This window comes from Pseudomonas sp. FP818 (assembly GCF_030687335.1).
Classification (GTDB): domain Bacteria; phylum Pseudomonadota; class Gammaproteobacteria; order Pseudomonadales; family Pseudomonadaceae; genus Aquipseudomonas; species Aquipseudomonas shahriarae.
In genome coordinates this window covers 1,835,185-1,858,060 of the sequence record NZ_CP117427.1, presented here as the reverse complement: position 1 = coordinate 1,858,060, position 22,876 = coordinate 1,835,185, and the positions used below count along the sequence as shown (strand labels likewise).

The following is a 22,876-nucleotide window of genomic DNA, read 5'->3' as shown; positions in this document are numbered from 1 at the left end:
GATGTTGGGATTGGTTAAATGTTGTCTTGGGTGTAGACCCCGCCGGACTCAACCGCCCCGCCGATCTCCCGCTCTCCATAAAGCAGCGGGTAGGGGTTGCCCTGGGCGATAGTCGTGACAGCGCCTCCGAAGCCGTAGCTCGGATTGTTGCCGTCGTCATTCTTGCTCTCGGCGCTGGCTTTGGTGGTAGGCGACAACATCTGCACAACACCGCCCAACCCGACAGCGGCGCCGGCGGCCAGAAGGCCCATGCCGAGCGTCGAGGTGGTACCTCCAGTGAACAGGCCGGCCACGATCAGCACCACGCCGAGCAGTGTCTGGAACATGCCCGCCTGCTTGCTACCCTGGACGATTGGCTGAATACGGATGTCGCCGTTGTTGCTGCCCACCAGGTCAAGCTCCTGCTCGCCAAGATTGCGCTCGTCGACGAAGACAGCGAACACCAGACCGCGCTCTTCGGCAGTGCGCAGGTACTTCTCAAAGCCCGGCTTCATCATGCACAGCGCCGCCATGGCATCCCGGAAGCTGTGAACATCCAACGTGAACTGCTTGCCGAACTTTTTACCCAGCACACCGCCGAGCTTGATGGTTCGCATAGTCATGGGCGGTAGTCCTTGTGACGGAGAATCAGCTTTACCCGGTTGGCCATCGACCAACCGTAGATTTCACGGGCGGCCAGGCGGCCGGGCATGTGGTGGTAGATGAACGGCCCAGACCCGCCAAGCTTCGGCGCCGTCTCGCTGATCAGCGCCGGCTCATCGCCCAGGTAAATCGCTGCATGGTTCGGGAAGTAGCACTCCCGGCCGGGCGTGGGGATCTGCAACACCAGCATGTCACCCCGCCGCGCCTCGTTGACCTGGTAGAAACCGGTGGCCGCGAAGTTGTCCTCGTACAGGCTCGGCCCATCCTTCTGCTCCCACCACAGATCGGCGCGCTCGAAGTTCGGCAGTTGCAGGCCAACCTCCCGGGCGTACCAGTCGCGACACGCCGCCCAACAATCAAGCAGACCATGGGAGAAGTCGCGGCCCAGCAGCGGCGCCTGGAAGCCTGACGGCTTGAACCACTCAAACTCACCGCCGGGCCAGCCCACAATGCCCCAGGGCAGTTCGTGCAGCTCGCAACTGACGCGGTCAGCCATGCTCGGCGTCGGGGCCAGGTCCGGGTGGCTATGGATGATCGCCAGCACATCCCCGCGATCCTCGGCTCTGGCCATGTCCTTGTGGTCGATCTGGAAGTTCTCGCGGGCAGTGGTGGCCAGGTTGGTGCAGGGCACGTACTCACGGCCAGCAGCGGTCTTGATCAGCACCCCGCAAGCCTCGGCCGGGTAGACACGTTCGGCGTGCGCGCGGATCTCGTCCTGCAATTTCTGATTGATCCGCATGACTACCTCGAACTTGCGATAAGGCTCGCGCCCATGGATCCGCCGAAGCGGCGTGTGTTGCCCCGTAACTTGCAACTGCTCCACCAGCCCCCGCAGCGGTCGAGCGCCGGGTTGTCCGTGGGCTGATTCTTCTTGTCGAACATGGCAGTGCCGGCATAGGCGCACGCCTCCTGCCGGTACCCGCCACGGCAGGCCCACCGGCAAAGCTTGGTGATCTGCTGGGAAGGCAACATCTGCCCTTCCATGTCCGTGGGGCTGGACAGGGAGAAGGTGACCGAGATGCTCGGCAGCGCCTCGGTCTTCTGCTCGATAAACCAAAGGTTCGTTTTCGATTGGTCGCTAGCTTCCGGGTTGCCGTCGGGGAAGTTGGCGGCGTCCAGGAAGTGGCGAAACGTTTCAATCACCTTGACCCGGGCGCCGGCCAGGTCGCGGAACTGGAAGCACAGGGCAGTGATCGCCCCGCGCACACCGCCCAGCTCGTCGTCCACCTGCAGCGTTGGAGTGGCCGGCCTGCCATCGCCACGAATGTCGAAGCCTTTGGCCTCGATCTGTAGCGGCGAGTAGAGCTGCCCCTGCCAGATGATGTCGCCTTCATGGGCATGGCCGTGGAATCGCCAAATCGTGGCACCCAGGCGCGTAGCGTCCAGTTCATACAGCCGGATCTGATTGCCAGGCTCGAGCTTTTGAATATCAGTGTTGTAATTCATAGACCCCCACAAACGCAGAGCCCCACTTAATGCGGGGCTCTGGAGTGCTGGACAAAAGGACAGTAACGACGAATCGATAAGGCGTAGTAGCCTCTCGCCTTCATGCAATGGATTCACCCAGTCCTTTGCCTGCAAGCCCAAGGACTGGGGTCTGCGCCACTTCCGGCGCACTTATGACCTGGAGGTCAAAATGTCACAGCAAGAAATAAGCACCGAGCACGCTATTGCTCAACTCACCAACTTGGTGCTGGCCCTCGCGCATACCCAGGCCGCCTCCAACCCCGATCATGCATTGGCTAGGATTGGCGCTGCGGTCTACGCCTGTCGCAAACAGGGGGTCGGAGACTTCTACCCCCTTCAGGTTTTCAAAACAGTCTTCCCTGGCAAAAATCTCCCCGTCGTTTTAACTGACGAAGAATATGCAGCGAAGCTGGCCGAAACTAAGCGCTAAGCTTCAAGCGCCGGATGGCGCCTTGATCAACAGCCTTCTGGCTTAAGAGAAAGCTGCCGTCCGGCATCAGGATCCACATCGGATTACCGCCCGAATCCTTAGCATCACTGCAAACTACCTTTTCCATTTCTATCTCCTGCGGCGCGGCCGCGGTTGTCGGTGCTACAAATAAGAAACCCCGCACTTGGCGGGGCTTGGTAAGGGTTAGGGTGTGTAGGTCTGCTTGAACGTAAACGAGAGCGTCCAAAGCCCCGCGCCGAGCGGCTTGGACTTGTAGCCCTTGCATCGGTATCGGCCCTGAATGCCACCGGGAGGGGTCCAAAGGAAAGCCTTGTAGCCTTCGTGCCGGTCTATGAAATCTCGCACCGCAGGCAGATCCTCACCGGGAGCCATAACCCCGGAGTGGGTGAGATTCCATATCTCGCTCTTGGTATTAATGCCGATGCCGCCGGCCTGGGTGTATCCGTCGCCGAAATCATTCTCCCAGGTGCGCTGGTCAATCTCTCCATCGCCGCCCAGTTGAACGCAGTAGCTGAATGTTTCCGCCATCAGACTCGCCTCCAGAGCATGCCGCCCTGCCCCATTTCACCCTGAAGCACGCGGCGGATTTCAGAGACCAGGCCCTGCCCCATCGCCTCGCCCTGTTTCCGAGCATCGTCGCCACTCATACCTGGCTGGGCCTGGACGCTCACAGGAGCACTGATGTGGATTCCCCCGCCAGCGCCACCGCCGGAGTTGGCTCGCAACTGATCAAGCGTCCTGTCCAGCTTGGCACTGGTCTCGGCAGTGGTGACCCGCTCGCCCTTCTGGAGCAACCAGGTGCCCGTCTCCGGCACCGCATCGATACCGTCGTGCGCCATACCTGCAAGAGCAGCACTGGCAACACCAGCCACCATCGGGGCAGTTGCTGCCGCAGCAGCCGCAGCAGCGGCCGGCGCGGCTGCTGGACCGACGATAGGAATAGCCGCAGTCGAGGCGAACGCTGCCAGACTGGCCTGAAACGCAGTTGCCTGGGCATTGGCCACCAGGGTTGGGACCGCGCTTGCCTGCGTGGTCTTGCCCACCAGCATTTGCACTGCCTGATACACCAGCCACTGGGCGGCCATATCAGAAAGGGCCTGCAGGGTGGACTTGGCAAAGTTGGCAACAAGATCGCCAAGAGCGTCGTCAGCATCTTCGGCGCCGCTGATCACATCAGATATGAAACCGCCGAGTTCGCTCCTTGCACTATCCAGCACCGAGGCCGTGGCATCGGCAGCCATTCCAGAGTAATCGGTCGCGGCGTCGACGTAGTTCTGCCATGCATCACTCACCCCGGCCATCCAGTTGTTCTGGGCCTCATCGACCTGGTTGTAATAGTCCTGCTGAATGACCATCCGCTCGGCAAGAGCCTCTTCGAGCAGAGCGGTTTCCTTGTCGTACAGCTCCTGGCTGATATCGCCAGAGTTACGCTGCTCAAAAAGGTCAGCGACCTGCTTGTCATGCTCCTGCTGAATTTTGAGGTCTGCCTTTAGGCGCTCTCTCAACTTGTCGCCTGAGCCGGCGCCGGCAAGCTCAACCTCAAAACCCTGCTTGATGGTTTGGTTGCTGTCTTTGAGGTTGGCCCCAAACGCCGCGAGCTTTGCGGCGTCTTCGTTGGCCTTCTTGAGCCCCTTCAGCGCGTCCAGTTCGTCAGCGAGCCCCTTCAGCCGTTCTTTCTGCTGGCCGCTAAGGCCGGTCAGTTTGCCGGACTCGAACTCAAACTGGAGCTTGGCGGCTTCGGTCGCATCCTTTCGGGCGTCAGTGGACGTGTTGATCAGTTCAATCTGGCGCTTGAGCCCGGTCTCAGTTGATTCAAAGGAGTCCTGTATTTTCTTCGCGGCTGCTACCTGGTCGGGCGGGATGACATTCAACGTGCCCTTCGGGGGATTCCGGAGTTTCTCCAGAAGGTCAGCCAGGGCTTTTACTTGGCTGGTAGCACCAACATCTGCAGGCTTGTCGAGGGATGCCAGCAGATCGCCGTACCCAAGAGCCGTTTTATCCATTTCCACGCCGGCCTTGGCTAACGTTTCTTTGACTCCGTCAAAGTTCTGAATCATTCGATAGATTCTAGCCGGCGGCACCCACCTCTCCCAATAGGAGCTGTCCTTCATCGAAGCATCATCGAGATCCGAAAGCGTCTTAATGCTTTGACCGAGAATATGAATCCCGGCAACGGCCCCCAAGGCAAACTTGGCCAGGCCCTTAAAGGCTCCAGCCAAGTCATCGGCGACCTGCTTACCCAGTAGGCCATTGGCAGAAGTGAGGTTTAGCTGAGTCGAAAAGTTTGCCAGTGTTGGCAATAGCGCTGCGCTGATTTGGTTTTTCAGCCCGGAAGCTGACTGTTCAACAAGCCATGTCGCAGCGCTCATCTCCTTGGCGGCCCTGATTGTCTTGTCATCAAGGATTGCGCCAGCAGCCTCGGCTGCATCCCCAAACGCTCTAAATCCCTCAGCGTTGTTTTTGAGTAGCGGCAGCAGCAGTGTTGCGTCGTTTGCGATCGACTCCAGGTAGAAAGTCATATCTGCCTGGCTGGCCCCCGCCTTCTCCAGGCTTGACACGAACAACCCCAGCGCCTCCGGCCCGGACAGATTTCTGAACTCATCCGCGGTGACCCCAACAAGCGGGGCGATATTTGTGAAGAAGTCCTTTAGTTCGCCACCGCCGGTATTAAGAAAGTCGCCAACCTTATCGTTAACATCCTTGAATATGTCGGACAGTTTTTCCTGACTGATACCCACAAGGTTTGCGCCAGCGGAAAGCTTTTGAAACTCCGTTGTGCTGGTGTTCGAGATTGCAGCAAAGCGGGAAATTTCTTCTGCTGCCCTAACAGTGTTCACAGCCAAAGCAGCCAACGCGCCCACGCCTGCCGCGACTCCTGCGCCAATGGCCGCGCCAACCAATTTCGCGCTCTTCTCGGTTTCTTGCTGCCACTTCTTCGCGTTACGGCCGGCCTGGTCAAGCGGACCAGTAAATCCACCGATCCTTGCAATCAAGTCGAGGGTTAGCGTGCCTAGTGATTTCGAGGCCATTCAATTTCTCCAGGCATAAAAAAACCCGCACTTGGCGGGCTTCATTAATAAAGAACTTCACATCGCTTTCACGCAAGCAAGGTACATCTCATTTTGGAATTGAGCGACTGCCTTGGCTTTATTAGCATCAGAGGAAAATGCAGGAGACTCGTAAGCGTCAATAACCATGTCTTTCATGACTTTCTTAATTTCATCAGGAGCATCTCCACCAGAAAACACTCCCATTACTTTCGCCATAGGCGCCTCATTCTGCCTGGACTTCATTATGCTTTCCGCAAGATTAGACACCCATAAACAGGGGTCTCGCTGCTCCTCCGCAATTGAGCTTAACGAGGTCAGCCCCATTAAAAGACCAGCAATTACTTTATTGCGCATACCTGCCACCACCGTCCTAAATCAAAACACTGTAGCAGCAGGCATCGCATTCCAAAAACAACCGCCATGGCGTACGGTGACATAGGACCACTTCAAAGACTGCTCGCTGATTCAAGCCCATGACTCCATCGCCTGCTCCAGGCTGGGTGGCTTCTCAGCGTCGTGCGGCATGAAGTCATACACCGTGTAGCCGCCATTCTTCGTTTTAAAGTTTGCATACAGAGTGGCCAGCAGCGCGACTGACCTCTCTACCCGCATGCCAACATTCAACGATCCGCGCAGTTTTCGATACTTAACCCATTGCCGGAACTCCGGCATGCTCAGTCTTTCTTGGGCTTCCGCGACCGTCGCACCGAGGGTGATGGCGAGTTCGTGCCAGAGCTCGTCGGTGTCACTGAGCTCATCGTCTTTCCCATGTTGTTGACCTCGGCGATAACCATCATCAACGCCACGGTCAGGTTGCCGTCCAGGGCCCCGCGCTCTGGATCGGCATCACCAGTGATGTCGCCCACGGTGAACACTGGCTGGCCGGACTCATCACAAATGCTGGCCGCGATGCGTCCGGCGTAGCTTTCGACCTTACCAGTGGCCGAAAGCACGTCATTGACCGCAGTGCGGTAGCCCAGCGGGCGAACAAAGACCGTTGCCGACATCTCCTTGCCGCCCTGGGCCCACTTGATCTCCCGCTCAACAGGGCGCCCGGTGAAGGCGCCCATTTCTTTCAACCCACTGATACTCAGCTGCATGATTGATCCTTAAGGAGTGGTGGTTTTGCGGATCCAGGCAGAACCGCCCGAGCGCTGAATGGTTGCAGCCGTGCTGACCACGGCGTTAGCCGCGAAGTCGAACGGGAAGTCGGAGACGTAACCACGGAAAACAAACCAGGTGCGAGACTCTGGAAGATCAAAGCCGTCCTCTTTGTTGACCGAGGCTGTTGCAGTGGCCCCGGTTCCGGCCCCGGTGAAAGCCACGGTGGGCGCGCTGGTGTAACCGCTGCCCGGGTTGGTGATAGTGATACCGGTAACCGTGCCACCCGAAACAGTTGCCGTACCTGCAGCGCCAGTACCCCCGCCGCCAGTGAAGGCCACGGTAGGCGCCGTGGTGTAACCGGTGCCACCACTGCCAACGGTTGCAGAATCTACGGTGCCGCCGGCGATGACAGTCGGCACTGCGGTACCGTCAGACCAACCCACGGCCCAGTCGATGGTGGTATCACCATTCGCTTCGGACATCTGGTGGAGGCGGACATGGCTCGCGTTGCTGGGGTCAGCGTTGACTGTCAGCGAAGCCTGGCCAGGAGTCCGCAAACCTTTTTTGTAGCTGCGGTCTTTATCTTCCAGGCACGTATCTTCGATCTGATCAGCAGGCGCACCGCCCGGGCTGAATGCCGTAGCGCACTCAATGGCAAGCACGGTCTTTGGGCCGGTACCGGACACCGGCGGGACGAGTGCGAAGATCTGGGTTCCTTGGGAAAGGATCGACATGGGCGTTCTCCAAATGTCGGGCATAAAAAAACCCGCACTTGGCGGGCTGGTTTTGGGTTTGAAGCGTTATCGCAGAACGATCCAGTTCACATCGAAGCTGTACCGATAATTCTTGGTCACAGGGTCTCGACTGTCTCCACCCCATCGGGTGATGTTGCAATGAAGCTCGATAGCATCGCGTAGAGCCTTAGCCACTGCTCGGGCATCCTTGCCTGACTCCGCGTAAACGTCGATCTGTAGCGAGTAACCGTCAGCATCCGGGCGGCCTGCCAGGTAGTTCTCCGGATCGCCACCGATGGTTTGCCAGACTGCGTAGGGTTTGGGCACGTTCTGCGGGGCATCACCGAACGCATAGAACCGCTGAGGCACTGACCCGAGCAGCGCAATCACTCCAGCGTCCAGGGCGCATACGGCGTTGATGGGTGCGAACATCAGCTGCTACTCCTTGATCTGGATTCACGGCGGATAGCCCTGTCGAGGCCTTTCTCGAACTGAGTGGCGAACTCATTGGTGATTTCGCCGATATGATCTTCCAGGGCTGGGCGGGCCACCGGGTCAGCAGCAATATGCTCTGTACCGAACTCGAGAAGACGCCAATGGGGTGTCGGGGCGCTTTTTTCAGTGCTGCCATTCTTAACCAGCACCGCCCCGTGCAGCACGCCAACGCGAAAGCCCAGGTCACCAGTACGGCGAAACAGCCGGCCGTTCCAGCGAAGGACGATGTTGTCGGCAATCGAGCGCCCTGTGTCCGGGTCGTCCCAGCGCCTGGCGCCCTCTTTGAAGTTTTTGGCAACCATCTCAGCAGCGCGCCGAAGCGCGGTGCGCCCAGTCTTGCGCTTGACCTCATCGTTCACCGTGGCCAGTTTTGAAAGCAGGCCGTCAATGCCGACAAGGCTGAACTGGATGTCGTCAGCCATCGTTCACGCCCTCGGAATAGGGTAGCGTCAGGTAGTCCAGGCCGGACTTGGGGTCGGGCAGGACGCCTTGGATGTTGTAGATCCGGCCCCGGTACACCCCGCGCATCTGTGCCTTGATGTCGGTACGCCGACGAATCACGATTCGACCCACGACCTCGGACTGAACCGCCTGAGCACCGATGAACTCCCTGCCACTCAACGGCTCGATAGAGGCATAGACCATTGCAACGTCGACCCACTCGCCTGCTGTAGGCTCTTGGGTTTCAGGGTCGACTCCCGGGGCCAGCTTCTGAAATTGCATGCGGTGCCGCAGATCGCCAGCCCTCATGGCTCATCCTCCGGCTTAAGGTCGACAACACCGCGCCAATTCCTTGAGGCCCAAAGAAGCGAATCCACAGCCAAGGGCAGTTCGGCGGTAATGGTGCCGATCACGACCGCTTCACGAGTCGCGTACGCATTCCCTAGCAGCAGCAACAGCGCAGCCTTGAAGGACGCAGGGAAATCAGCCACCAACTTTAGCGCCGGGTTGTCGCAATACCACAGCGCCCAAGCCAGGGCAGACTCAGCATAGAGCTCGATCAGGTCGTCATCGTCTTCATGGTCGACGCGCAGATGCTTGCGCATCAAAGCGATCGGCAGCAGATCGGTGACGGGGATGCTCATTTTTTACCGCCTGCTTTCTTGGTTGCATTGGTCGCAGGTGCTTCTTGCTCCTGCTCCTGCTCCTGCTCCTGCTCCTGCTCCTGCTCCTGCTCCTGCTCCTGCTCCTGCTCCTGCTCCTGCTCCTGCTCCTGCTCCTGCTCCTGGATTGGATCGGCCTCTACCTCTTCTGCCAAGTCCAATCCGATCAATGCCTCTGCATATTCGTCCTTTACCTCACGGACCTCGAACTGGCTGAAGTTGCCGGCGTGGTAGTGCGAGAACTGCCGCAACGCGCGAATCTTGATCATGACGCAATCGGGGCAGTTGCCTGCCCCGCCCTCGATTATGGTGCGGTTGCGAAAGGACCGGTGATGATCGCGGTTGGCCGGTAGTGGGCCAGGGCCAGGCGCTCTTCACAGAGGATGGTCAGCATGTTCTTGACGAAGTTATCGCGATCTTCGCGGCTGACTTCGACGGTTGCGTCCATGCGGTCCCAGACCTGGGAGGCCAGATCAAAGCCGCCGACAGTGAACGTCCCCAGGGCCTGGGCCTTGGTTGCAACCACTGGCAGCCCCCACATGACCTTGGCGGCGAAGGCAGCCGGACCGCCGAAGATGTAGCGGCCATCAGCATCTTTCAGCAACGCAATGGCGTGCCAGTCGCGCGGGTTGAGGATGATGCCGGAGGCTTCAAACTCAGACTCACTGGTCTGGAAGATCGCGTGGGCAATCTTGTCAGCACGGGTGTCACCGGTAACGTTCAGCGCTGCGTCGTAGGCCGTGGCAACCTTGTTCAGGCCGGTCAGGTTGTCACCAGTACCGTCACCGTTCAGCAGTTGGCCTTCTTCGACCAGGGCCAAGCCGAACAGCAGGCGGTTGTTTACGTAGGATTCCAGCATTGGCGCATCGTCCATGACCTGGCGCGAAGCCTGAATCCAGTGGGCGATGGTTTTAACGTTCGCTGTTTCCTTGGTGAAGGTCAGGTTGGACTCAGGCTTCAGCGTGCCCTCGGCGACCGGCGCCGCGCTGTTGGTGAAGATGTTCTCGCGAACATATTCCAGCGAGTTCGAGCTGATACGGCCTTGTGCCAGCAGGTCGCGAATGGTGAGGCGGCGCAGGCCAGGCATCAGGATGCCAGCGTTGCGCTGAGGCTCGATCAATGCGCCAGCCGAACCAGCGCCGCTGCCAAGCTGCTTGTTGAAGCTTTTAACGTCAACCTTGCCCGAGGACTTGCCGTCCCAGGACTTTTGAAGATCGAGCGCTGTTTGCTCGGCAAACGACTTCTTGGTTTCTGGGTTGTCCAGATTGCCGGACGCCAGCTTCTGCTCCAGGTCAAACAGTCGGGTGCCGGACTTGGTCAGCTCTTCCTGGACGGTTTGGAGGTCGGACTGCAGCTTCTTGCTAACAGCACCAGTCTCGGTGATTTCCTTCTTCTGCGCGTCGAACAGTTGGGTCATGTTCGTCTGCGCGTCTTCGATTGCCTTTTGGATTTGGGCCAATTCGGACATGGTTCAGTTTCCTACAGTTGGGAAGGTTTTAAGGCGATTGAGAATCGCGGTGATTTCGCCACCTTCGGAATCACTCCGAACTGCGGACTTGATCCGGGCGATAAGGCCCAGGGCTTGCGACTTCGAGAGGCCGGCCGAATCCCTCAGCCAGTGCTCAACGTCGCGAATAGTTGTGATCGACTCCATGGACTTCATGGACTCAATAGTTGCCAGCTCATTGGCGGGGAACGTGCAAATGCTGATCTCGCGAAGGGAAGCCACGTTCTTGAACGCGCGGCCGGTGGCGATCATGTCGAAGTCGTTTTTCATCACGGTGAAGCCAACAGACATGCCCTCGACAGTCTTGTGCTCCATCGCGGCGCGAAGGTCGTTAGAAACAGAAAGACCTGGCGTCAGTTCGCCTCGAACGATCAAGCCTTTGCTGTCCTCTTCAAGCGACTGCCATTTACCCACCGGCAAACCGTAGGTTTGGTGGTTGAAGAACATGCCAACCTGCCGGCTCTGCGTGTTCAGGGCTTTTTTAAACGCGCCCGGAAGGATGATGTCGCCATCCGAATCGATCACATCGAAAACGCTGGCATACCCCTCGAAAACCCCTACCTTTCCGCCGGAATCGAATTTGATCTCAGCCTCAGCGAAGGCCAGGGTCTTTTGAATGTTTGACATTTGGCAGCTCCAGAAAAACTAAACCCCGCTGGGTGCGGGGTTTGTTTGGCCAAGTTGGGTAAGCGGTACGTTTTGCGACTGCCTGGTGGCGACATCGCCGCCATCAACGGGTGGCCGGTTGTTGACGCGCCTGCCTTCGTTGATCGTCAGCAAGCCGGTATCCACCAGAGTTTTCATGTAGTTCGCCCTGGCGGTAGAGTCGCCACTGAGAAGGCCATCGCGGTTGTGCTCAGCATGAATCCTGCCGAGGTCGGACGGCTTTACCAGCCAGCGAAGGATGCTGCACTCCCAGATCTCCAAGTAGGGATCAAGGGCGTACTGTAGAAATCCGAGGTTTTGTTGCTCAATACCGGAGCCCCAACTGGTGGACTTTTCAACATCGCCCACCAGATGGGGAGGCACTCCAAAGAACCTGGCCAGCTCGCTCACCTGAAACTTGCGCGCCGCCATCGTTTCAGCGTCCTGCGGGCTCACCCCAATAGCCTGGGTCGTAAAGCCACCCTCAAGGATCCACAGCCGCTTTTTCACCGGGCCGCCGGATATCTCCTTGAAGTTCTCTTCAACCTGAGCGCGCTGTTCTTTATTGAGAACCTTGCTATCACCGGTCATCAACAACTGCGGAGACTTCGCACCATTCGCGTAGAAGTCTCGCTGCTGATCCTCCATGGCCACCGCGACACCAGCGCTCTTGGCCGCAAATGCGATCGGGGAAAGCCCTACGAGACCATTGAAGCCGAACCCCTTGAGGTGGAAAATTTCTGTTTGTTTGAAGTCCGCATATTCATTGTCGCGACGGTATCGATACACAACCTTGCGACCCTCGAGCCTGACGTCCATGTTGGCTGAAAGGAGCGGGACAAGACTGATTACATCTCCGGCGCTGTTGCGCTCGATCAGTGCATACGCGTTGCCGTAGTAACAGAGCTGCATCGTCATCGACACACGGAAGTCGAATGCGGTCATGAAAGAGTTGGGGCTATACCGCAGCAAGCGTGCCAAAGGATTATTGAGGTCCGCCTTCCTGCGGTCATCACCCTTTGTTTCAAATACGTCCAAGGGCATGCACGCTGTGACGCTGGATATCAGCCTTACACACGCGAATACCGTGGATATCTGGAGCGAACGCTCATCGTTGACGACCGAATCCCCTACTACCCCTGAAGCTGATACGGGGCCGGTCTGCGATCCCTTGTCCGGAGTAACCAGGCGACCGCCGACAAAGAAGCTCGCCATACGCGCCCAGAAGGGACTGCGCGTGCGCAGGTCAATGCTGTAGTCGGTATCTGCCATTACATGCTCATCGGTCTGGATAGGAAGTCGTCAACAGAACCTTGCACCTCAGCATTCGCCAGGACTCGGCCTATCGCCATAATCAGCGCAACAGCGCCGTCGATCTTGTTGTCATCGCCCTGCTTAATCGGGCGAACCACGTCATCGTTACCTGGCAAGTTCTTGCCGATGACGTTGCCGATACACCAGGTCATGATCGGGTTTCCGTCGTGATGAAACCGGCCAGCCTCAATAGCGGCTTCCAGCTCTTTCATGGGGTCCGACATGTTGGTGTAGTTCTGGGTGATCGTAATGGGGTTGAACCCCTGGTCATCCAGGTCATGGCTGAGGCCGGTCGCGCCGTGAGGGTCGATTGGGCACTCACGCACTGGTGCGTGATGGTTGGCCTCTTTCGTGTCCTCTAGGATCTCGCGGTAATCAATCTCGGCACCGTCCGTTACCTCAAGGTGCTTGGAGTGAATCCAGGCCTGAAATCGCTCAGACATACGCTTGTTGTCGGTGTTGAAGGCGGTGTCATAGGGAACCCAGAACTTCGCAACGCTGTAGTAGTGGATTTTCCCGTAATCATTCGCCAGAACAGGCGAGCCCTTGAGTTCATGTCGAGCTTGCGCGCCAGGTCGAAACCCGCATTCCACTCTTGGCCCTCGAACTGCTCCAGGGTCAGCGTGGTGTCCTCGCAAGCCTTCCAGCTTTCCATGTTGTAAAAGCCGGACTTGGCACTCACCCAGAGATTGAGGTGCTTTGTCTTGAATGTGTTGGTGAACCGTGCCGAGCGAATTGCCCGGGCCTGCTGGCTTTCCAGGTACTCCTGGAACACAGAGACCCCGTGATTAGGATTGGCCTTGGCCAACATCTTCGGGTCAGTCCAGTCATCCCCCTCGTCCAGCGTCCAGATCCAGCCGAACAACTCATCATCGGGCACGGTGCCCTCGAGCATCTCGATCACCTGGCGGCGCTTGTCGTAGCAAGGCCCCTCAATGTCGGCGCCGGCGGTGGTGATGATGAACATCAACGGCTGCCGCCTGGCCCCCATGCCGGTGAGCATGGTGTCGTATTGGGCTGACGTTGGGTGTTCGTGATATTCGTCGACGATGGCACAGCTTGGTGAAGCACCATCGCCTGGGTTACCGATCAGCGGCTCGAAACGGCTGAAGTCCGATGGGATGTTCATGTTCGAGGCGTTCACCTCAATGCCGGCGGCCTGCACCAGCATTGGCGACTTGGTGACCATCAGCTTCGCTGGGCGGAACACTTCCCAGGCCTGCTTCTCTGTCGTGGCACCTGCATACACCTCGGCACCGTACTCACCATCGGCGACGAACATGCTTATGCCAACACCACCAGCAACGACTGACTTTCCGTTCTTGCGGGGAACCTCCCAATAGCTTTCGCGGAACCGCCGGTAGCCACCCTTCTTCCTGACCCAACCAAACGTCACCGCAATGCCGAACAGTTGCCAGGCCTCAAGAGTGATCAGCTGTCGCTTGAATGCCCATTCGCCTTTGGTGTGCGGCAACAGTTGCATCAGCTTGAGCTTCTTCTCAGCCTTGGCTGGATCGAACTTGAAGCGGAATGCGCGCTTGCGACTGGCAGCCAAATCATCGAAGTGGCGCTGCACCGCCTGGTGGATGTAGCGGCACGCAGGAACCTTCCCGCGCAACAGAGACCTTCCCCACGCCATCGCCTTGTCGACGTTGGGGTGAGCGGACTTGGCCATTTAAGATCTCAATAGTTGGGCGAATTCGTTGGTTTCTTTCTCCTTGTTGCCGCCGATCAGGCGCGTCCGGCTGGCCGGATCTAGTCCGAGCATCGAGCCAAACGTGACCAGTTGGCGCATCGTTTCGTTTGCAGCAGTCAGTGCGGGGTTCTTTATTGGGCCACCCTGGGCGCCCGTAACGACGATCCCGTTCTTTTGAACCGACTCTTGGGCCATGCGCCAGTTGTCATATGCAACGCAAAACGCTTCGACGTTGTGCAGATCGGTGATCGCTACCACGTTTTCGCGGAGCAACTCCGGGACAACCATGCGCCACATCTGGGCAGCGCGGTCAGTCAGCCACTCGGGCGGATCGACATTAGTGATCTTTGAAAACTCTGGCTCGGCCTTGTTGAGTGCTCGCTTGCCAGGATTTCCGGCGAGCAATTTCTTGGCCGTCGGCTTGGGTTTGCGACCACGGCCGGCGACCGTGGCGGTGCCTCCCATCGCGCAACTCCTGGATTTTTAATTTCGCGGGTGTAAAAAAACGACTGAGGGCGCGGTCTAGAAGCGAAAGGGCCCAGACTTTCGCCCCTCCCCCTCCCTTTCTGCCTGAAGCGTCCTGATTTGGCCGTTTTTCACTGTTTTTTTGCAGTTTTTCTGTTTTCAGCGCCGGGAATTGCCGAATCCACCATCCTCGGAGGCAGTCTTGCTGGAGTGGCACGGCCCGCATAGGCTCTGCCAGTTGTTCCGATCCCAGAACAGTGTCATGTCGCCCTTGTGCGGAATGATGTGATCAACATCAGTGGCAGCAACCACTTTCCCTTCCGCCTGACAGCATCGACACAGCGGATGCTTTGCCAGCCAACCTGCGCGAGCCTGCTGCCACTTGTAGTTGTAGTGACGTTTGGTACTGCTCTCGCGAGGCTTGGCCCATGCCGAGCTCTTGAGCAGGTGAGCATGCTCATCACAGTACCGAGGGTTGCGGGTCAACTTGTTGCAGCCTTGGGCGTTGCACGGCTTCTGGGGCCTCAGCGGCATGGTGAGCCATCCATGTAGGTCATTGGCGGCACATCGGGATCCTGCTCGGCCTGCTCCTCAGCCAGCGCCTGGATCAGTAGGCCCTGCTGCTCTGCCATCCTTTCGAGGATCGCTGTCTGCTTCTTCTGCTCATCAAGGATGGCTTGCAGCACCTGGGCAAGTGGCGCGGTCATGCTCCTACCCTTGCATGCTTACACGACTGCGACTGCAGGTCAGTGATGTCCACCTCGACGATGTGCGCCTCGGCATCCACTGCCTGGATGATCTCGGGCAGTACGGTGATGGTTGCCTCCCACACCCCGCCCGCCTTAGCACTCAACGTTACTGAGGTGACGCCTGACAACTCACTGCCATCACTCAGCATCACCTTCGTGCCTTGCGCCATCTGGGCGCTGCCCGGCTTCTGGCTCGGCGGGGGCAGGATCGTGACCACGCTCAAGGAGTTCTTTGGCTCGCTCATATGCAATCTTGCTCCACTTGGATATCCATTCGCGCCGGGCGGCGCATCCGCTGCAAGCCATCAGGCCCACCGCTTCCAGTGCCGCAGCACGTCGCCAAGCTGCAGCAGCTCATTCATTGCTCTGGTTCGGAGTGGACAGATGCTGTTTAGGCGCCTGCCGTGGTAGTAGTCAGCCTTGGCCATCGACGCATTGGCATACCCTATCAACCACTGCGGCGCGCCTGACTTGATACAAGCCTTCAGGTCGCTTGCTGTCCGGCGAAACAAATCTCGGTACCGCATAACCATCCTCCAGCCTTCGAAAACGTGGCGCGGATTACTGTCCCGCACCGCGCCGAGGAAACTTGAAGTCGGCGACCCGATCAGCAAAATCGGCCAGCTTCTTAACGCCCAGAAATCCGATAAACACACCGGCAGCCGTCGCAAGGTTCTGCGGGAGCCCGAAGTACTCAAGGACAGGGATCAGGCCAATCGTGATCAAGGTGCAGATCGCCGCCTCAAGCAGAGCCTGGCGCCGGGTACCGCCGCCATAAATGATCCTGATACCAGCCATCAAGGCAGATAGGCCTGCGGCATAAAGCGTCGGCGAGTGCTGACTCAGCCATGCAAGCACGATGAGCCAGGTGTCCGGTTTGTCTGGCATGTTGGGCATCCGCTGTCCTCCCCGATGTGGGGGGCGATTAGGTCCGGCTCCAGCAGCACTCCCAGCTCAGAGCAATGGGCGTGGTGGAGCCGAAAACGAAAAAGCCCCGGCAAATGCCGAGGCTCGATGAACTGTAGAAAGCAAAAAGCCCAGCGATGGCTGGGCTTTTGGTGTCGTCTCTCATAACGCGCAAGATCGACATTATGGGGTTAATTTACGGCCAGTCGGCCAACAGGTCAAGCGGCATCTACAAAGATTTGTTCGCTTTCGAATATCTCGGTCGCGTGGATAACGGCCTGCTCTTCGAGCTTCTCCAAACGTTTGTGGATTCCGCCTCGCCAGTTGCGGCGTGTGCGCTCAGGAGAGCCCGCCAAGTCCCAAGTGTTCATGTCGTAGAACTCGGCAGGAAGCACGATCATGTCGGTGGAGCGCTTGCCAACCTGCACACCCTTCAGCTTCGGTATGGCCCAGGCAGTCAGCGCCTTATAGATAAACAATTGAGGCGCCGGTGAAACCATGCGGGCCACCAGCCGGCCAATAGCACCAACCTTGTTGGCCTTGTGCGTGGAGTACTTGGCCACCAGCACATCCCACTGCGCCGGATCGAGCTGCCGGTGCAGCAGCGCGTAGAGGCAGCAGTCGTAGTCGAACTTGTCCCGCACCGACAGGGTGCTGCCGGTGCCGCCCTGGCGCAGATCGGCGTCGATCAGCTTCTGCCACGACTGCTTGGTGCTGTTGTCGATGTTGTCTGCTGCCAACACCCGCACCAGGGTGCCCATCACGTCCTTATACATAGCCATGGCTCAATCCCCTGTGTAGTTGGTGGCGCCAGGGCCACGGCGGTTGTTCTCGTTGTACTGATCCTGGGCTCCACCAATCGCCGGCGATCTGCCCAGCCTGCCCCGGGCCTGGCGAACGACACGACCCAGCTGAACCACCAGGTCATCCATGTTCAGTGGCTCCAATGTTTGAGCATGGACAAACCCAGATGAGTGGCAACCGGTGCAGTCGAGCTCATGGAGAAGGCCGGCGATCAAACCTTTCCCGGCACATGCTGGGCACTCAGTCATCGGTATCAACCTGCGCACCAGGGCGGGGCCATGCTGCTTTTTGATCATTTTTAAACCTCGCCTATGGTTGTTTCTTGAATGGCCTTGCAGCCCATATGCACCGTGGCTTCCAGCGAATTACCGGAATCTCCGAATCTAACGCCGGTCAACCCATGAATCAGGGCAAAGCCACGCTGATCTAGATGCGCGTGCCACTTCTCCAGGGCATCGCGCTTGCGGGCCATCACATCCGACTGGATGTACACCTTCACGTTATGGCCCATGGCGTGGTTGATCAGCAGCTCACCGATCAGGTGATCGATTCCGATGTCTGCCCATCCAGTCCTTGCCACCTTGCGCAGGTCGTGGCTCGTCCACTCACCCTGGCCCAGGCGCGTGAACACGGCACTGGCCTGGCCTTCGCTCAGTGGCTTTCCATTGCGCGCCGGGAACACGTACTGGCCGGTGTAGCCATTGGCGTACTGCCAATCTCGATAACGCTTCAGGATTTCGCACATCTGCTCGGTCAGCGGTAGGTGATGCTCGACGCCGGTCTTGGTGTGATCGCCAGGGATAAACCACTCACGCTCGGCCAGGCTGATGTGTGGCCACTGGGTCAATCGGCTTTCACCGATGCGCGTGCCGTGGCACAGCATCAGCAGGGCCAGCATGGCGTCACGCGGGGTCGAGACGAACACATCGGCAAGCTGCTCAAGCAAGTCAGGCAATTGGACACCGCGCAGTCGAGACGGCTTGATCCCAACCTTGGCCTTGGAGAAGTCGCTGAACTTGATGCCGGCCATTGGGTTGGAGGAGATCAGATCTAGTTTGAACGCCTGACGGAAGGCCAAGGCCAGCAACTGGAACACTAGGCGCACGTAGTCAATGGATAGCGCCTCCTGCAGCGGCCACATCAATTGGCTATCGAGAGCGGCCTTGTCCAGGCTGGTCAGCGGCAGATCGCTCAGGCGCGGGATCAGGTGGCACTTGATCGCCGATGCGCCGGTCTTCTTGCGCTTGCTCGACAGATTGCGATCCCTGGCCATGCGCTCTGCGTACCAGCCCAGTAATTCACCCACCGTCGCCCATTTCGACAAATTGGCACCCTCACCCGCGTCCAGGCGCAGGCGAATCGCAGGCAGCGCCGCGACCACCTGCTTGGTGCTCAGCTCAGGAAAGGTGCCGATGCGGTACCACTGACGTTTGTTCACCAAGTACCAGGAGCCCCGCTCGCGATTCTTGGTGAACCGAAAGTGCAGCGCCGGGTGACTGGCGTCCCGGAGGTCACGCACATGCTCAAGCTTGGCATTGCGGGCGATCTCGGCATCCGACAGCTTCACCGTCAGGGTTTTGATTTGGGTGCTCAAGCGCTCACCTTTCCTTCTTTGATCAAAATGGCCTGAGTCCGCAAGACGGCCTCGGCGTGATAGAGGCGGATCTCGTCGTAACTCATGCCCAGGTTGTTTCGGTTGGTGCGGCCATCACTCAGGCTGTGGCAGTACTCGCAGGCCCAGGCCCCTATTAGGTCTGGTGGCTTCATGCCCGCTCCGCAAATCCCCGCCAGGCGGTAATGGGCCAACACAACGGTTTCGGTATCGCCTGGGCAGCCCGGCAGACGGACCTGACAATCTCGACCGCGTGCAGCCTTGGTCAGCTTGGTTTGGCGGGTCATGGGGCAACCCTCTGGGAGGTACGCAGATCAATCACTTGGTACGTCTCAGGCCACATCCCGCAGCCGTATCGAGCAGCCATGTTGCGGTCAGCGAAAAGCGCCATGGCGTGGTCTGGGGTGTCGCCCAGGTCGAACTTGAACGAGCAGCAAAAGACTGCGTATGGGTACAGGTGAGGGTCGGGCGTTGCCAGCAGACGATCAACCACGGGAACCTCCGGCGCGGCATGCGCGCAGTTCAGCCAAGGCCCTATTGCCTACATCGGGGGTAATTTTTGGTTTAGGCGCAGCAAGCTCGGCGACCGGAACGGGCTCAAGACTCTCGCCCTGCCAGATTCGACGGCATTGGTTTAGGTACTGCTTTTCGAAGCTCGCCAGGCCCAGCTCACGGGAGAGCAGCGGCAGGCTGTGGAAGCCGGCGGCCGCCGTTGCGTGGTAGACGGCTGGGTGATACCACTTGGAACAATGGCGCATGGCGGGATGGCAGTTGCGGAGCGCCTGCGCGTAAGCAGATTCGACACTCGGAAGGCCCAGCCCTTCAGGGGCAAAGCACCAACTGACAAAAACACCGGGCGCCGGCACAAAAGCTGACTTGCTCGCACTCACTACCCGCATGCCATGGTCGATCTGCTCCATACGACTGATGCCTGAACGCATGAACTCGCCGAGCCACTCAAGCTTAGAGGCGTTCATGACGGCCTCGGTGGGCCAGGACTGTCGCCAAGCGCCGCATGCCCCACGCAACCGAAGGAATAGGTCGTCGATGACAGCCTGGGTGGATGGGTCGACAGGAACAACGGCCTGAGCCTGGTCAGGGCCCTGGTAGGTTGGATCGCATTGACGGCGAGCAACCAACTGGCTTGCCATCACAGGTTTGTTGGCTCGGTTCATAGCCGTACCCCTTTCGATGCCCAGTCTTCACCGGCAGGGCCCTCTTCCACCGAGGCGGATCCGGCGGCCTGGGCTCGCTCGCGCTTGATCCAGCCGACCAACTTGAAACACCAGCCAGCAGCGGTATCGAGTACGGATGTTTTGGCGACGAAGAAACCTTTGAAGCCGGCCAGCAGTTCGTCGGTCATCGAGTCGACTGGCAGGCCCGCGATTTTCAGTTGAGTCTGCAGCGCGTCTTCGGGCGGAACGAATTCGGCGAACATGGCGAAGCGCTGGCGGTCATCTTGCGATTCCAAGGCCTGGCGATCTTGATCGGCAATCAATTCCGCAAGCTCGCGCTGCTGCTCTTCGGTTAATTGATGGTTAGATGATGTATTGGGTGCAGTGGCTGCACCCCGTTCTGTCGCAGGCTGCACCCCGTTCTGACCAAGGCTGCACCCCGTTACATCTGGACGGGGTGCAGGTGCTGCACCCCGCTTGATCATGAGGTCATACACAACCGGGCGACGGTCATGACGGTCGATGTACACCGCAGCCAATGCCTGATTTCCGCGAACGATCAGGCCGCACTCTTCCAGCAGGTCGAGCTTGATACGGACTGTTCGCTCGGAAAGACCGGTGTCATCGGTAAGGGTTTTTGCCGAAGGGAACGCGCCAGCACCATTTGAGCCGGCGTAGTTGGCCAGGCACAGCAGTACGTGCCGAGCGCTGGAGTCTTTTAGTGATTGGATGGGCAGAGAAAGCGCCCATGACATTGCCTGGACGCTCACAGCGAGCTCCCTTTGATGATTTGATTGACCGCAGGGGATGAAGTGAGGTGTCGCGACACATATTTAAGATGGGCTGAAGGTGTCGCGACGTTCATGGAGGTGTTGACTGTTCTGTCTTGATTGATCATTATTGACCCCGTTAAACGCTGTACTAAGCCGCCCTGCCAGGCGGTTTTTTTATGCCTGCGATTCAGGCGTTATGGGTGTCCGGTGCATCCGTGGTAGCTTTTTGCTTCCACACGAAAAGGTCACGGAGACCGGACATATGAAACTCAGTCGGATGAATCACCGGGCGCGCTGGTTTGAACTGGTGGGACAGTGCGAAGAGCAAATCAAAAACAGCCAGGATCTGCGCTGGCCAGGCCAACACCAACTTCAAGCTGAGTACGAGGCACTGGGGTACTACAAGCTCTCCTGTTTCGCAGAGCGAATTGCAAAGGACCCAAGGGCTATTTGGTCGCACTTGACTGCGGCCCAGGCGCTCAACCTGTATTTGCTTAACAAGCACCACTGGAGTCCTGCTGAGCCTGCGGACATGTCTGAGGACGACTATCTGTTTCTTCTTCGGGATGAACTGATGCAGATGAAGCTGACGGTTGAAGAGTCGGCTCCAATTCGCTCGACGCTCGCGCACAGGCCGGACGCTCTTCGAGAGCTTGAGGGGCATCTGGATTAAATCGGCACATACGAGCGTCAAATCGATCGGCTCTTTCCGCTTGATCAGTGGCGGCATTTAAAAGCCAATCAGCCTGCTGCCTTAGTGTTGTATCGGCGGGCCACACCACAATCGGCAGGTGACAACCATCCAGCACCGCAACACCTGCCAACACCTGTTTGGCCGCCTCAACTGGAGAGCCCCCCGCGCGTGCAGATACTGCTGCGATAGCGATTTCTCGCTCTCGTGGCGTGAGCATCGGCCGCGAAGCGGGGAGGATTTCTGACTCTGGAAAAGTGCGCTGATCGAGGCGTTCGGCAGCACTTGCTGGAATACTGATTTCTTCGTTCTTGCCTTCCATCTCTATTCCCTTCCTATGCACTGTATGAATTAACAGCTAACCCAAAATCTCTATCTGCCTTTCCCGTCAAGGCGGAAAATAGCGACGTGTAAGGGTTATGCCGCCGCCAGTTCCGGCCAGATCAGATTCCAATCGTCCGGCCTCAGCGACCTACGACTCAGAGCGCCAGACGATTCGCGCTCAAGCGACATCGCGAGCGCGGCAGAAGCCTGCTTGTTTCCATAGGCAATCTGTCTTAGATAGCCGCGAGAGGTCCCAGTACGCCCGACAGCATCGTCAGAAGCGCTTTTGAGCCACTCCAAAAGCTGGGTGTGCTTCGTTCGCATCACGGATCTCCTATGTGATGCGCAATTATTACCTCACGGTAACCATATAATCAATACCGAATGGTCATTTACCAATGAGTAATGACCCGTAGAGAATCGCAACATGGATATTCGCGACGTGCGCAGGCACAACTTAAAAAAGCTGATGGACACTAAGTACGGGGTTGGCGCTCGCGGAGCTCAGTCGCGCCTGGCAGAAAAGCTGAAGAAGCCTCAGAACTTCATTTCAAGATGTCTTTTCGACCCGGAAAAGAAGGGCGCAAAGACCATCGGGGAGGATTTCGCTCGGGAAATCGAGGCTGAGTTTGAGCTGCCCAGGTATGCGCTAGATGCACCGATTGGTGATAGCCCTGCCAAGGAAAGCAACGTGATATCAATTGGCTCGCGACGAAGGTCTCAGGATCCAAGTTTCATCACGATCCCTCAGCTGGATGTAGCTGGCTCAATGGGATCGGGAAGAGTGCCGCCCGACCATATCGAGGTCATCAGAGACATTACAGTCCATCTCGATTGGCTAAAGACTCAGGGCTTGTCATATTCCAAGCTGGAGAACCTAGCCATCATTGATGGCGACGGTGACAGCATGGAGGGCACCTTCCGTAACGGCGACGCCCTGCTGGTAGATCGCGGCATTACCGAGATTCGCACCGATGCGATCTATGTCTTCACTTTGGATGGAGAGCTTTTCATTAAAAGACTCCAGCGCCTGACTGGCGGCTCTTTGCGAATGATTTCAGACAATCCTGTGTACCCGGCAATCATGATTGAAGGTGACATGCTTCCTAGAGTTCACATCCAGGCTCGCGTTCTTTTGGTCTGGAACGCCCGAAAGCTATAGGGTTTGG

General features: G+C 58.1%; 32 protein-coding genes and 1 pseudogene. 3 read left to right on the top strand and 30 right to left on the bottom strand.

The window, feature by feature from the left end; all coding sequences use genetic code 11:
- Positions 1 to 14 precede the first annotated feature (14 nt).
- From PSH80_RS08600 to PSH80_RS08590, 3 genes are read right to left on the bottom strand one after another with little or no spacing between them, the layout of a single operon-like run.
- Positions 15 to 602: a tail assembly protein gene (locus PSH80_RS08600; protein ID WP_220172313.1), complete on the bottom strand. Its 588-nt coding sequence runs from the start codon at positions 600 to 602 to the stop codon at positions 15 to 17.
- Positions 599 to 1,381 (bottom strand): C40 family peptidase, encoded by a 783-nt coding sequence (locus PSH80_RS08595; protein ID WP_305419873.1) that lies wholly within the window; start codon positions 1,379 to 1,381, stop codon positions 599 to 601. Before PSH80_RS08595 ends, PSH80_RS08600 begins: the two co-directional genes overlap by 4 nt.
- Before the next feature lie 2 nt (positions 1,382 to 1,383).
- Positions 1,384 to 2,088 (bottom strand): phage minor tail protein L, encoded by a 705-nt coding sequence (locus PSH80_RS08590; protein WP_305419871.1) that lies wholly within the window; start codon positions 2,086 to 2,088, stop codon positions 1,384 to 1,386.
- Positions 2,089 to 2,278: 190 nt separating this feature from the next.
- On the opposite strand from PSH80_RS08590, the gene PSH80_RS08585 reads away from it, so the two are divergent.
- Positions 2,279 to 2,539, top strand: a complete 261-nt coding sequence (locus PSH80_RS08585; protein WP_305419869.1) for a hypothetical protein — start codon at positions 2,279 to 2,281, stop codon at positions 2,537 to 2,539.
- Here the strand turns inward: PSH80_RS08585 and PSH80_RS08580 are convergent.
- The 27 genes and pseudogenes from PSH80_RS08580 to PSH80_RS08440 all read right to left on the bottom strand — a co-directional run bounded on the left by PSH80_RS08580 (position 2,529) and on the right by PSH80_RS08440 (position 20,674).
- Positions 2,529 to 2,666, bottom strand: a complete 138-nt coding sequence (locus PSH80_RS08580) for a hypothetical protein (protein ID WP_305419867.1) — start codon at positions 2,664 to 2,666, stop codon at positions 2,529 to 2,531. The genes PSH80_RS08585 and PSH80_RS08580 overlap by 11 nt on opposite strands.
- Before the next feature lie 77 nt (positions 2,667 to 2,743).
- Complete coding sequence (locus PSH80_RS08575; RefSeq protein ID WP_305419865.1) at positions 2,744 to 3,088, bottom strand: phage tail protein; 345 nt, start codon at positions 3,086 to 3,088, stop codon at positions 2,744 to 2,746.
- Positions 3,088 to 5,589 carry a phage tail tape measure protein gene (locus PSH80_RS08570; protein WP_305419864.1) on the bottom strand — a complete coding sequence of 834 codons (2,502 nt, stop codon included), beginning with the start codon at positions 5,587 to 5,589 and terminating at the stop codon, positions 3,088 to 3,090. Before PSH80_RS08570 ends, PSH80_RS08575 begins: the two co-directional genes overlap by 1 nt.
- A gap of 57 nt (positions 5,590 to 5,646) precedes the next feature.
- Positions 5,647 to 5,964, bottom strand: coding sequence for a hypothetical protein (locus PSH80_RS08565; RefSeq protein WP_305419862.1), 318 nt, complete (start codon positions 5,962 to 5,964; stop codon positions 5,647 to 5,649).
- A gap of 111 nt (positions 5,965 to 6,075) precedes the next feature.
- Positions 6,076 to 6,282 (bottom strand): hypothetical protein, encoded by a 207-nt coding sequence (locus PSH80_RS08560; RefSeq protein ID WP_169989384.1) that lies wholly within the window; start codon positions 6,280 to 6,282, stop codon positions 6,076 to 6,078.
- 2 nt (positions 6,283 to 6,284) lie between these two features.
- Complete coding sequence (locus PSH80_RS08555; protein ID WP_305419860.1) at positions 6,285 to 6,710, bottom strand: phage tail assembly chaperone family protein, TAC; 426 nt, start codon at positions 6,708 to 6,710, stop codon at positions 6,285 to 6,287.
- Between the two features lie 9 nt (positions 6,711 to 6,719).
- A complete protein-coding gene (locus tag PSH80_RS27335; RefSeq protein WP_169989386.1) occupies positions 6,720 to 7,448 on the bottom strand; it encodes a phage tail tube protein in 729 nt (242 codons plus the stop codon).
- A 66-nt stretch (positions 7,449 to 7,514) separates the two neighbouring features.
- Entirely contained in the window at positions 7,515 to 7,880 is a 366-nt protein-coding gene (locus PSH80_RS08540) for a DUF3168 domain-containing protein (protein ID WP_305419859.1), read from the bottom strand.
- Positions 7,880 to 8,365, bottom strand: coding sequence for an HK97-gp10 family putative phage morphogenesis protein (locus PSH80_RS08535; protein ID WP_305419857.1), 486 nt, complete (start codon positions 8,363 to 8,365; stop codon positions 7,880 to 7,882). Before PSH80_RS08535 ends, PSH80_RS08540 begins: the two co-directional genes overlap by 1 nt.
- Positions 8,358 to 8,693 carry a phage head closure protein gene (locus PSH80_RS08530; protein ID WP_305419856.1) on the bottom strand — a complete coding sequence of 112 codons (336 nt, stop codon included), beginning with the start codon at positions 8,691 to 8,693 and terminating at the stop codon, positions 8,358 to 8,360. Before PSH80_RS08530 ends, PSH80_RS08535 begins: the two co-directional genes overlap by 8 nt.
- Positions 8,690 to 9,028, bottom strand: a complete 339-nt coding sequence (locus PSH80_RS08525) for a head-tail connector protein (RefSeq protein WP_305419854.1) — start codon at positions 9,026 to 9,028, stop codon at positions 8,690 to 8,692. The genes PSH80_RS08530 and PSH80_RS08525 overlap by 4 nt, the downstream gene beginning before the upstream one ends.
- A complete protein-coding gene (locus PSH80_RS08520; RefSeq protein ID WP_305419852.1) occupies positions 9,025 to 9,315 on the bottom strand; it encodes a hypothetical protein in 291 nt (96 codons plus the stop codon). The genes PSH80_RS08525 and PSH80_RS08520 overlap by 4 nt, the downstream gene beginning before the upstream one ends.
- Before the next feature lie 35 nt (positions 9,316 to 9,350).
- Positions 9,351 to 10,514 carry a phage major capsid protein gene (locus PSH80_RS08515; RefSeq protein ID WP_169989391.1) on the bottom strand — a complete coding sequence of 388 codons (1,164 nt, stop codon included), beginning with the start codon at positions 10,512 to 10,514 and terminating at the stop codon, positions 9,351 to 9,353.
- Between the two features lie 3 nt (positions 10,515 to 10,517).
- Complete coding sequence (locus PSH80_RS08510; RefSeq protein ID WP_169989392.1) at positions 10,518 to 11,180, bottom strand: HK97 family phage prohead protease; 663 nt, start codon at positions 11,178 to 11,180, stop codon at positions 10,518 to 10,520.
- An 18-nt stretch (positions 11,181 to 11,198) separates the two neighbouring features.
- Positions 11,199 to 12,470: a phage portal protein gene (locus PSH80_RS08505; protein ID WP_305419848.1), complete on the bottom strand. Its 1,272-nt coding sequence runs from the start codon at positions 12,468 to 12,470 to the stop codon at positions 11,199 to 11,201.
- A pseudogene (locus PSH80_RS08495) lies at positions 12,470 to 14,187 on the bottom strand (terminase large subunit). Before PSH80_RS08495 ends, PSH80_RS08505 begins: the two are co-directional and overlap by 1 nt.
- Positions 14,188 to 14,673, bottom strand: coding sequence for a phage terminase small subunit P27 family (locus PSH80_RS08490; RefSeq protein WP_169905275.1), 486 nt, complete (start codon positions 14,671 to 14,673; stop codon positions 14,188 to 14,190).
- Between the two features lie 159 nt (positions 14,674 to 14,832).
- The gene (locus PSH80_RS08485; protein ID WP_305419843.1) at positions 14,833 to 15,207 is read right to left on the bottom strand and encodes an HNH endonuclease signature motif containing protein; all 375 of its coding nucleotides are present in this window, start codon (positions 15,205 to 15,207) and stop codon (positions 14,833 to 14,835) included.
- On the bottom strand, positions 15,198 to 15,380 hold the full coding sequence (locus PSH80_RS08480) for a hypothetical protein (RefSeq protein WP_305419841.1): 183 nt from the start codon (positions 15,378 to 15,380) through the stop codon (positions 15,198 to 15,200). The genes PSH80_RS08485 and PSH80_RS08480 overlap by 10 nt, the downstream gene beginning before the upstream one ends.
- Complete coding sequence (locus tag PSH80_RS08475; RefSeq protein WP_305419839.1) at positions 15,377 to 15,667, bottom strand: hypothetical protein; 291 nt, start codon at positions 15,665 to 15,667, stop codon at positions 15,377 to 15,379. Before PSH80_RS08475 ends, PSH80_RS08480 begins: the two co-directional genes overlap by 4 nt.
- Before the next feature lie 316 nt (positions 15,668 to 15,983).
- Positions 15,984 to 16,319: a phage holin, lambda family gene (locus PSH80_RS08470; protein ID WP_220172334.1), complete on the bottom strand. Its 336-nt coding sequence runs from the start codon at positions 16,317 to 16,319 to the stop codon at positions 15,984 to 15,986.
- Positions 16,320 to 16,546: 227 nt separating this feature from the next.
- Positions 16,547 to 17,110, bottom strand: coding sequence for a hypothetical protein (locus PSH80_RS08465; RefSeq protein ID WP_305419837.1), 564 nt, complete (start codon positions 17,108 to 17,110; stop codon positions 16,547 to 16,549).
- Between the two features lie 3 nt (positions 17,111 to 17,113).
- The gene (locus PSH80_RS08460) at positions 17,114 to 17,260 is read right to left on the bottom strand and encodes a hypothetical protein (protein WP_169872143.1); all 147 of its coding nucleotides are present in this window, start codon (positions 17,258 to 17,260) and stop codon (positions 17,114 to 17,116) included.
- Between the two features lie 170 nt (positions 17,261 to 17,430).
- Entirely contained in the window at positions 17,431 to 18,726 is a 1,296-nt protein-coding gene (locus PSH80_RS08455) for a site-specific integrase (RefSeq protein ID WP_305419834.1), read from the bottom strand.
- A complete protein-coding gene (locus tag PSH80_RS08450; RefSeq protein ID WP_305419833.1) occupies positions 18,723 to 19,031 on the bottom strand; it encodes a DUF1364 domain-containing protein in 309 nt (102 codons plus the stop codon). The genes PSH80_RS08455 and PSH80_RS08450 overlap by 4 nt, the downstream gene beginning before the upstream one ends.
- 198 nt (positions 19,032 to 19,229) lie before the next feature.
- A complete protein-coding gene (locus PSH80_RS08445) occupies positions 19,230 to 19,919 on the bottom strand; it encodes a replication protein P (RefSeq protein WP_370693720.1) in 690 nt (229 codons plus the stop codon).
- Positions 19,916 to 20,674 carry a helix-turn-helix domain-containing protein gene (locus tag PSH80_RS08440; protein ID WP_305420553.1) on the bottom strand — a complete coding sequence of 253 codons (759 nt, stop codon included), beginning with the start codon at positions 20,672 to 20,674 and terminating at the stop codon, positions 19,916 to 19,918. Before PSH80_RS08440 ends, PSH80_RS08445 begins: the two co-directional genes overlap by 4 nt.
- Before the next feature lie 280 nt (positions 20,675 to 20,954).
- On the opposite strand from PSH80_RS08440, the gene PSH80_RS08435 reads away from it, so the two are divergent.
- Both PSH80_RS08435 and PSH80_RS08425 read left to right on the top strand, forming a co-directional pair.
- Positions 20,955 to 21,365 (top strand): hypothetical protein, encoded by a 411-nt coding sequence (locus PSH80_RS08435; protein WP_305419831.1) that lies wholly within the window; start codon positions 20,955 to 20,957, stop codon positions 21,363 to 21,365.
- A 769-nt stretch (positions 21,366 to 22,134) separates the two neighbouring features.
- Positions 22,135 to 22,869 (top strand): S24 family peptidase, encoded by a 735-nt coding sequence (locus tag PSH80_RS08425; RefSeq protein ID WP_305419827.1) that lies wholly within the window; start codon positions 22,135 to 22,137, stop codon positions 22,867 to 22,869.
- The last annotated feature ends 7 nt before the right edge of the window (positions 22,870 to 22,876 follow it).

Excerpts from the sequence above, each read along its gene's own strand:
- PSH80_RS08600 (WP_220172313.1), bottom strand. The coding sequence starts at position 602 with ATGACTATGCGAACCATCAAGCTCGGCGGTGTGCTGGGTAAAAAGTTC.
- PSH80_RS08595 (WP_305419873.1), bottom strand. The coding sequence starts at position 1,381 with ATGCGGATCAATCAGAAATTGCAGGACGAGATCCGCGCGCACGCCGAA.
- PSH80_RS08590 (WP_305419871.1), bottom strand. The coding sequence starts at position 2,088 with ATGAATTACAACACTGATATTCAAAAGCTCGAGCCTGGCAATCAGATC.
- PSH80_RS08585 (WP_305419869.1), top strand. The coding sequence starts at position 2,279 with ATGTCACAGCAAGAAATAAGCACCGAGCACGCTATTGCTCAACTCACC.
- PSH80_RS08580 (WP_305419867.1), bottom strand. The coding sequence starts at position 2,666 with ATGGAAAAGGTAGTTTGCAGTGATGCTAAGGATTCGGGCGGTAATCCG.
- PSH80_RS08575 (WP_305419865.1), bottom strand. The coding sequence starts at position 3,088 with ATGGCGGAAACATTCAGCTACTGCGTTCAACTGGGCGGCGATGGAGAG.
- PSH80_RS08570 (WP_305419864.1), bottom strand. The coding sequence starts at position 5,589 with ATGGCCTCGAAATCACTAGGCACGCTAACCCTCGACTTGATTGCAAGG.
- PSH80_RS08565 (WP_305419862.1), bottom strand. The coding sequence starts at position 5,964 with ATGCGCAATAAAGTAATTGCTGGTCTTTTAATGGGGCTGACCTCGTTA.
- PSH80_RS08560 (WP_169989384.1), bottom strand. The coding sequence starts at position 6,282 with ATGCCGGAGTTCCGGCAATGGGTTAAGTATCGAAAACTGCGCGGATCG.
- PSH80_RS08555 (WP_305419860.1), bottom strand. The coding sequence starts at position 6,710 with ATGCAGCTGAGTATCAGTGGGTTGAAAGAAATGGGCGCCTTCACCGGG.
- PSH80_RS27335 (WP_169989386.1), bottom strand. The coding sequence starts at position 7,448 with ATGTCGATCCTTTCCCAAGGAACCCAGATCTTCGCACTCGTCCCGCCG.
- PSH80_RS08540 (WP_305419859.1), bottom strand. The coding sequence starts at position 7,880 with ATGTTCGCACCCATCAACGCCGTATGCGCCCTGGACGCTGGAGTGATT.
- PSH80_RS08535 (WP_305419857.1), bottom strand. The coding sequence starts at position 8,365 with ATGGCTGACGACATCCAGTTCAGCCTTGTCGGCATTGACGGCCTGCTT.
- PSH80_RS08530 (WP_305419856.1), bottom strand. The coding sequence starts at position 8,693 with ATGAGGGCTGGCGATCTGCGGCACCGCATGCAATTTCAGAAGCTGGCC.
- PSH80_RS08525 (WP_305419854.1), bottom strand. The coding sequence starts at position 9,028 with ATGAGCATCCCCGTCACCGATCTGCTGCCGATCGCTTTGATGCGCAAG.
- PSH80_RS08520 (WP_305419852.1), bottom strand. The coding sequence starts at position 9,315 with ATGATCAAGATTCGCGCGTTGCGGCAGTTCTCGCACTACCACGCCGGC.
- PSH80_RS08515 (WP_169989391.1), bottom strand. The coding sequence starts at position 10,514 with ATGTCCGAATTGGCCCAAATCCAAAAGGCAATCGAAGACGCGCAGACG.
- PSH80_RS08510 (WP_169989392.1), bottom strand. The coding sequence starts at position 11,180 with ATGTCAAACATTCAAAAGACCCTGGCCTTCGCTGAGGCTGAGATCAAA.
- PSH80_RS08505 (WP_305419848.1), bottom strand. The coding sequence starts at position 12,470 with ATGGCAGATACCGACTACAGCATTGACCTGCGCACGCGCAGTCCCTTC.
- PSH80_RS08490 (WP_169905275.1), bottom strand. The coding sequence starts at position 14,673 with ATGGGAGGCACCGCCACGGTCGCCGGCCGTGGTCGCAAACCCAAGCCG.
- PSH80_RS08485 (WP_305419843.1), bottom strand. The coding sequence starts at position 15,207 with ATGCCGCTGAGGCCCCAGAAGCCGTGCAACGCCCAAGGCTGCAACAAG.
- PSH80_RS08480 (WP_305419841.1), bottom strand. The coding sequence starts at position 15,380 with ATGACCGCGCCACTTGCCCAGGTGCTGCAAGCCATCCTTGATGAGCAG.
- PSH80_RS08475 (WP_305419839.1), bottom strand. The coding sequence starts at position 15,667 with ATGAGCGAGCCAAAGAACTCCTTGAGCGTGGTCACGATCCTGCCCCCG.
- PSH80_RS08470 (WP_220172334.1), bottom strand. The coding sequence starts at position 16,319 with ATGCCCAACATGCCAGACAAACCGGACACCTGGCTCATCGTGCTTGCA.
- PSH80_RS08465 (WP_305419837.1), bottom strand. The coding sequence starts at position 17,110 with ATGGCTATGTATAAGGACGTGATGGGCACCCTGGTGCGGGTGTTGGCA.
- PSH80_RS08460 (WP_169872143.1), bottom strand. The coding sequence starts at position 17,260 with ATGGATGACCTGGTGGTTCAGCTGGGTCGTGTCGTTCGCCAGGCCCGG.
- PSH80_RS08450 (WP_305419833.1), bottom strand. The coding sequence starts at position 19,031 with ATGACCCGCCAAACCAAGCTGACCAAGGCTGCACGCGGTCGAGATTGT.
- PSH80_RS08445 (WP_370693720.1), bottom strand. The coding sequence starts at position 19,919 with ATGAACCGAGCCAACAAACCTGTGATGGCAAGCCAGTTGGTTGCTCGC.
- PSH80_RS08440 (WP_305420553.1), bottom strand. The coding sequence starts at position 20,674 with ATGTCATGGGCGCTTTCTCTGCCCATCCAATCACTAAAAGACTCCAGC.
- PSH80_RS08435 (WP_305419831.1), top strand. The coding sequence starts at position 20,955 with ATGAAACTCAGTCGGATGAATCACCGGGCGCGCTGGTTTGAACTGGTG.
- PSH80_RS08425 (WP_305419827.1), top strand. The coding sequence starts at position 22,135 with ATGGATATTCGCGACGTGCGCAGGCACAACTTAAAAAAGCTGATGGAC.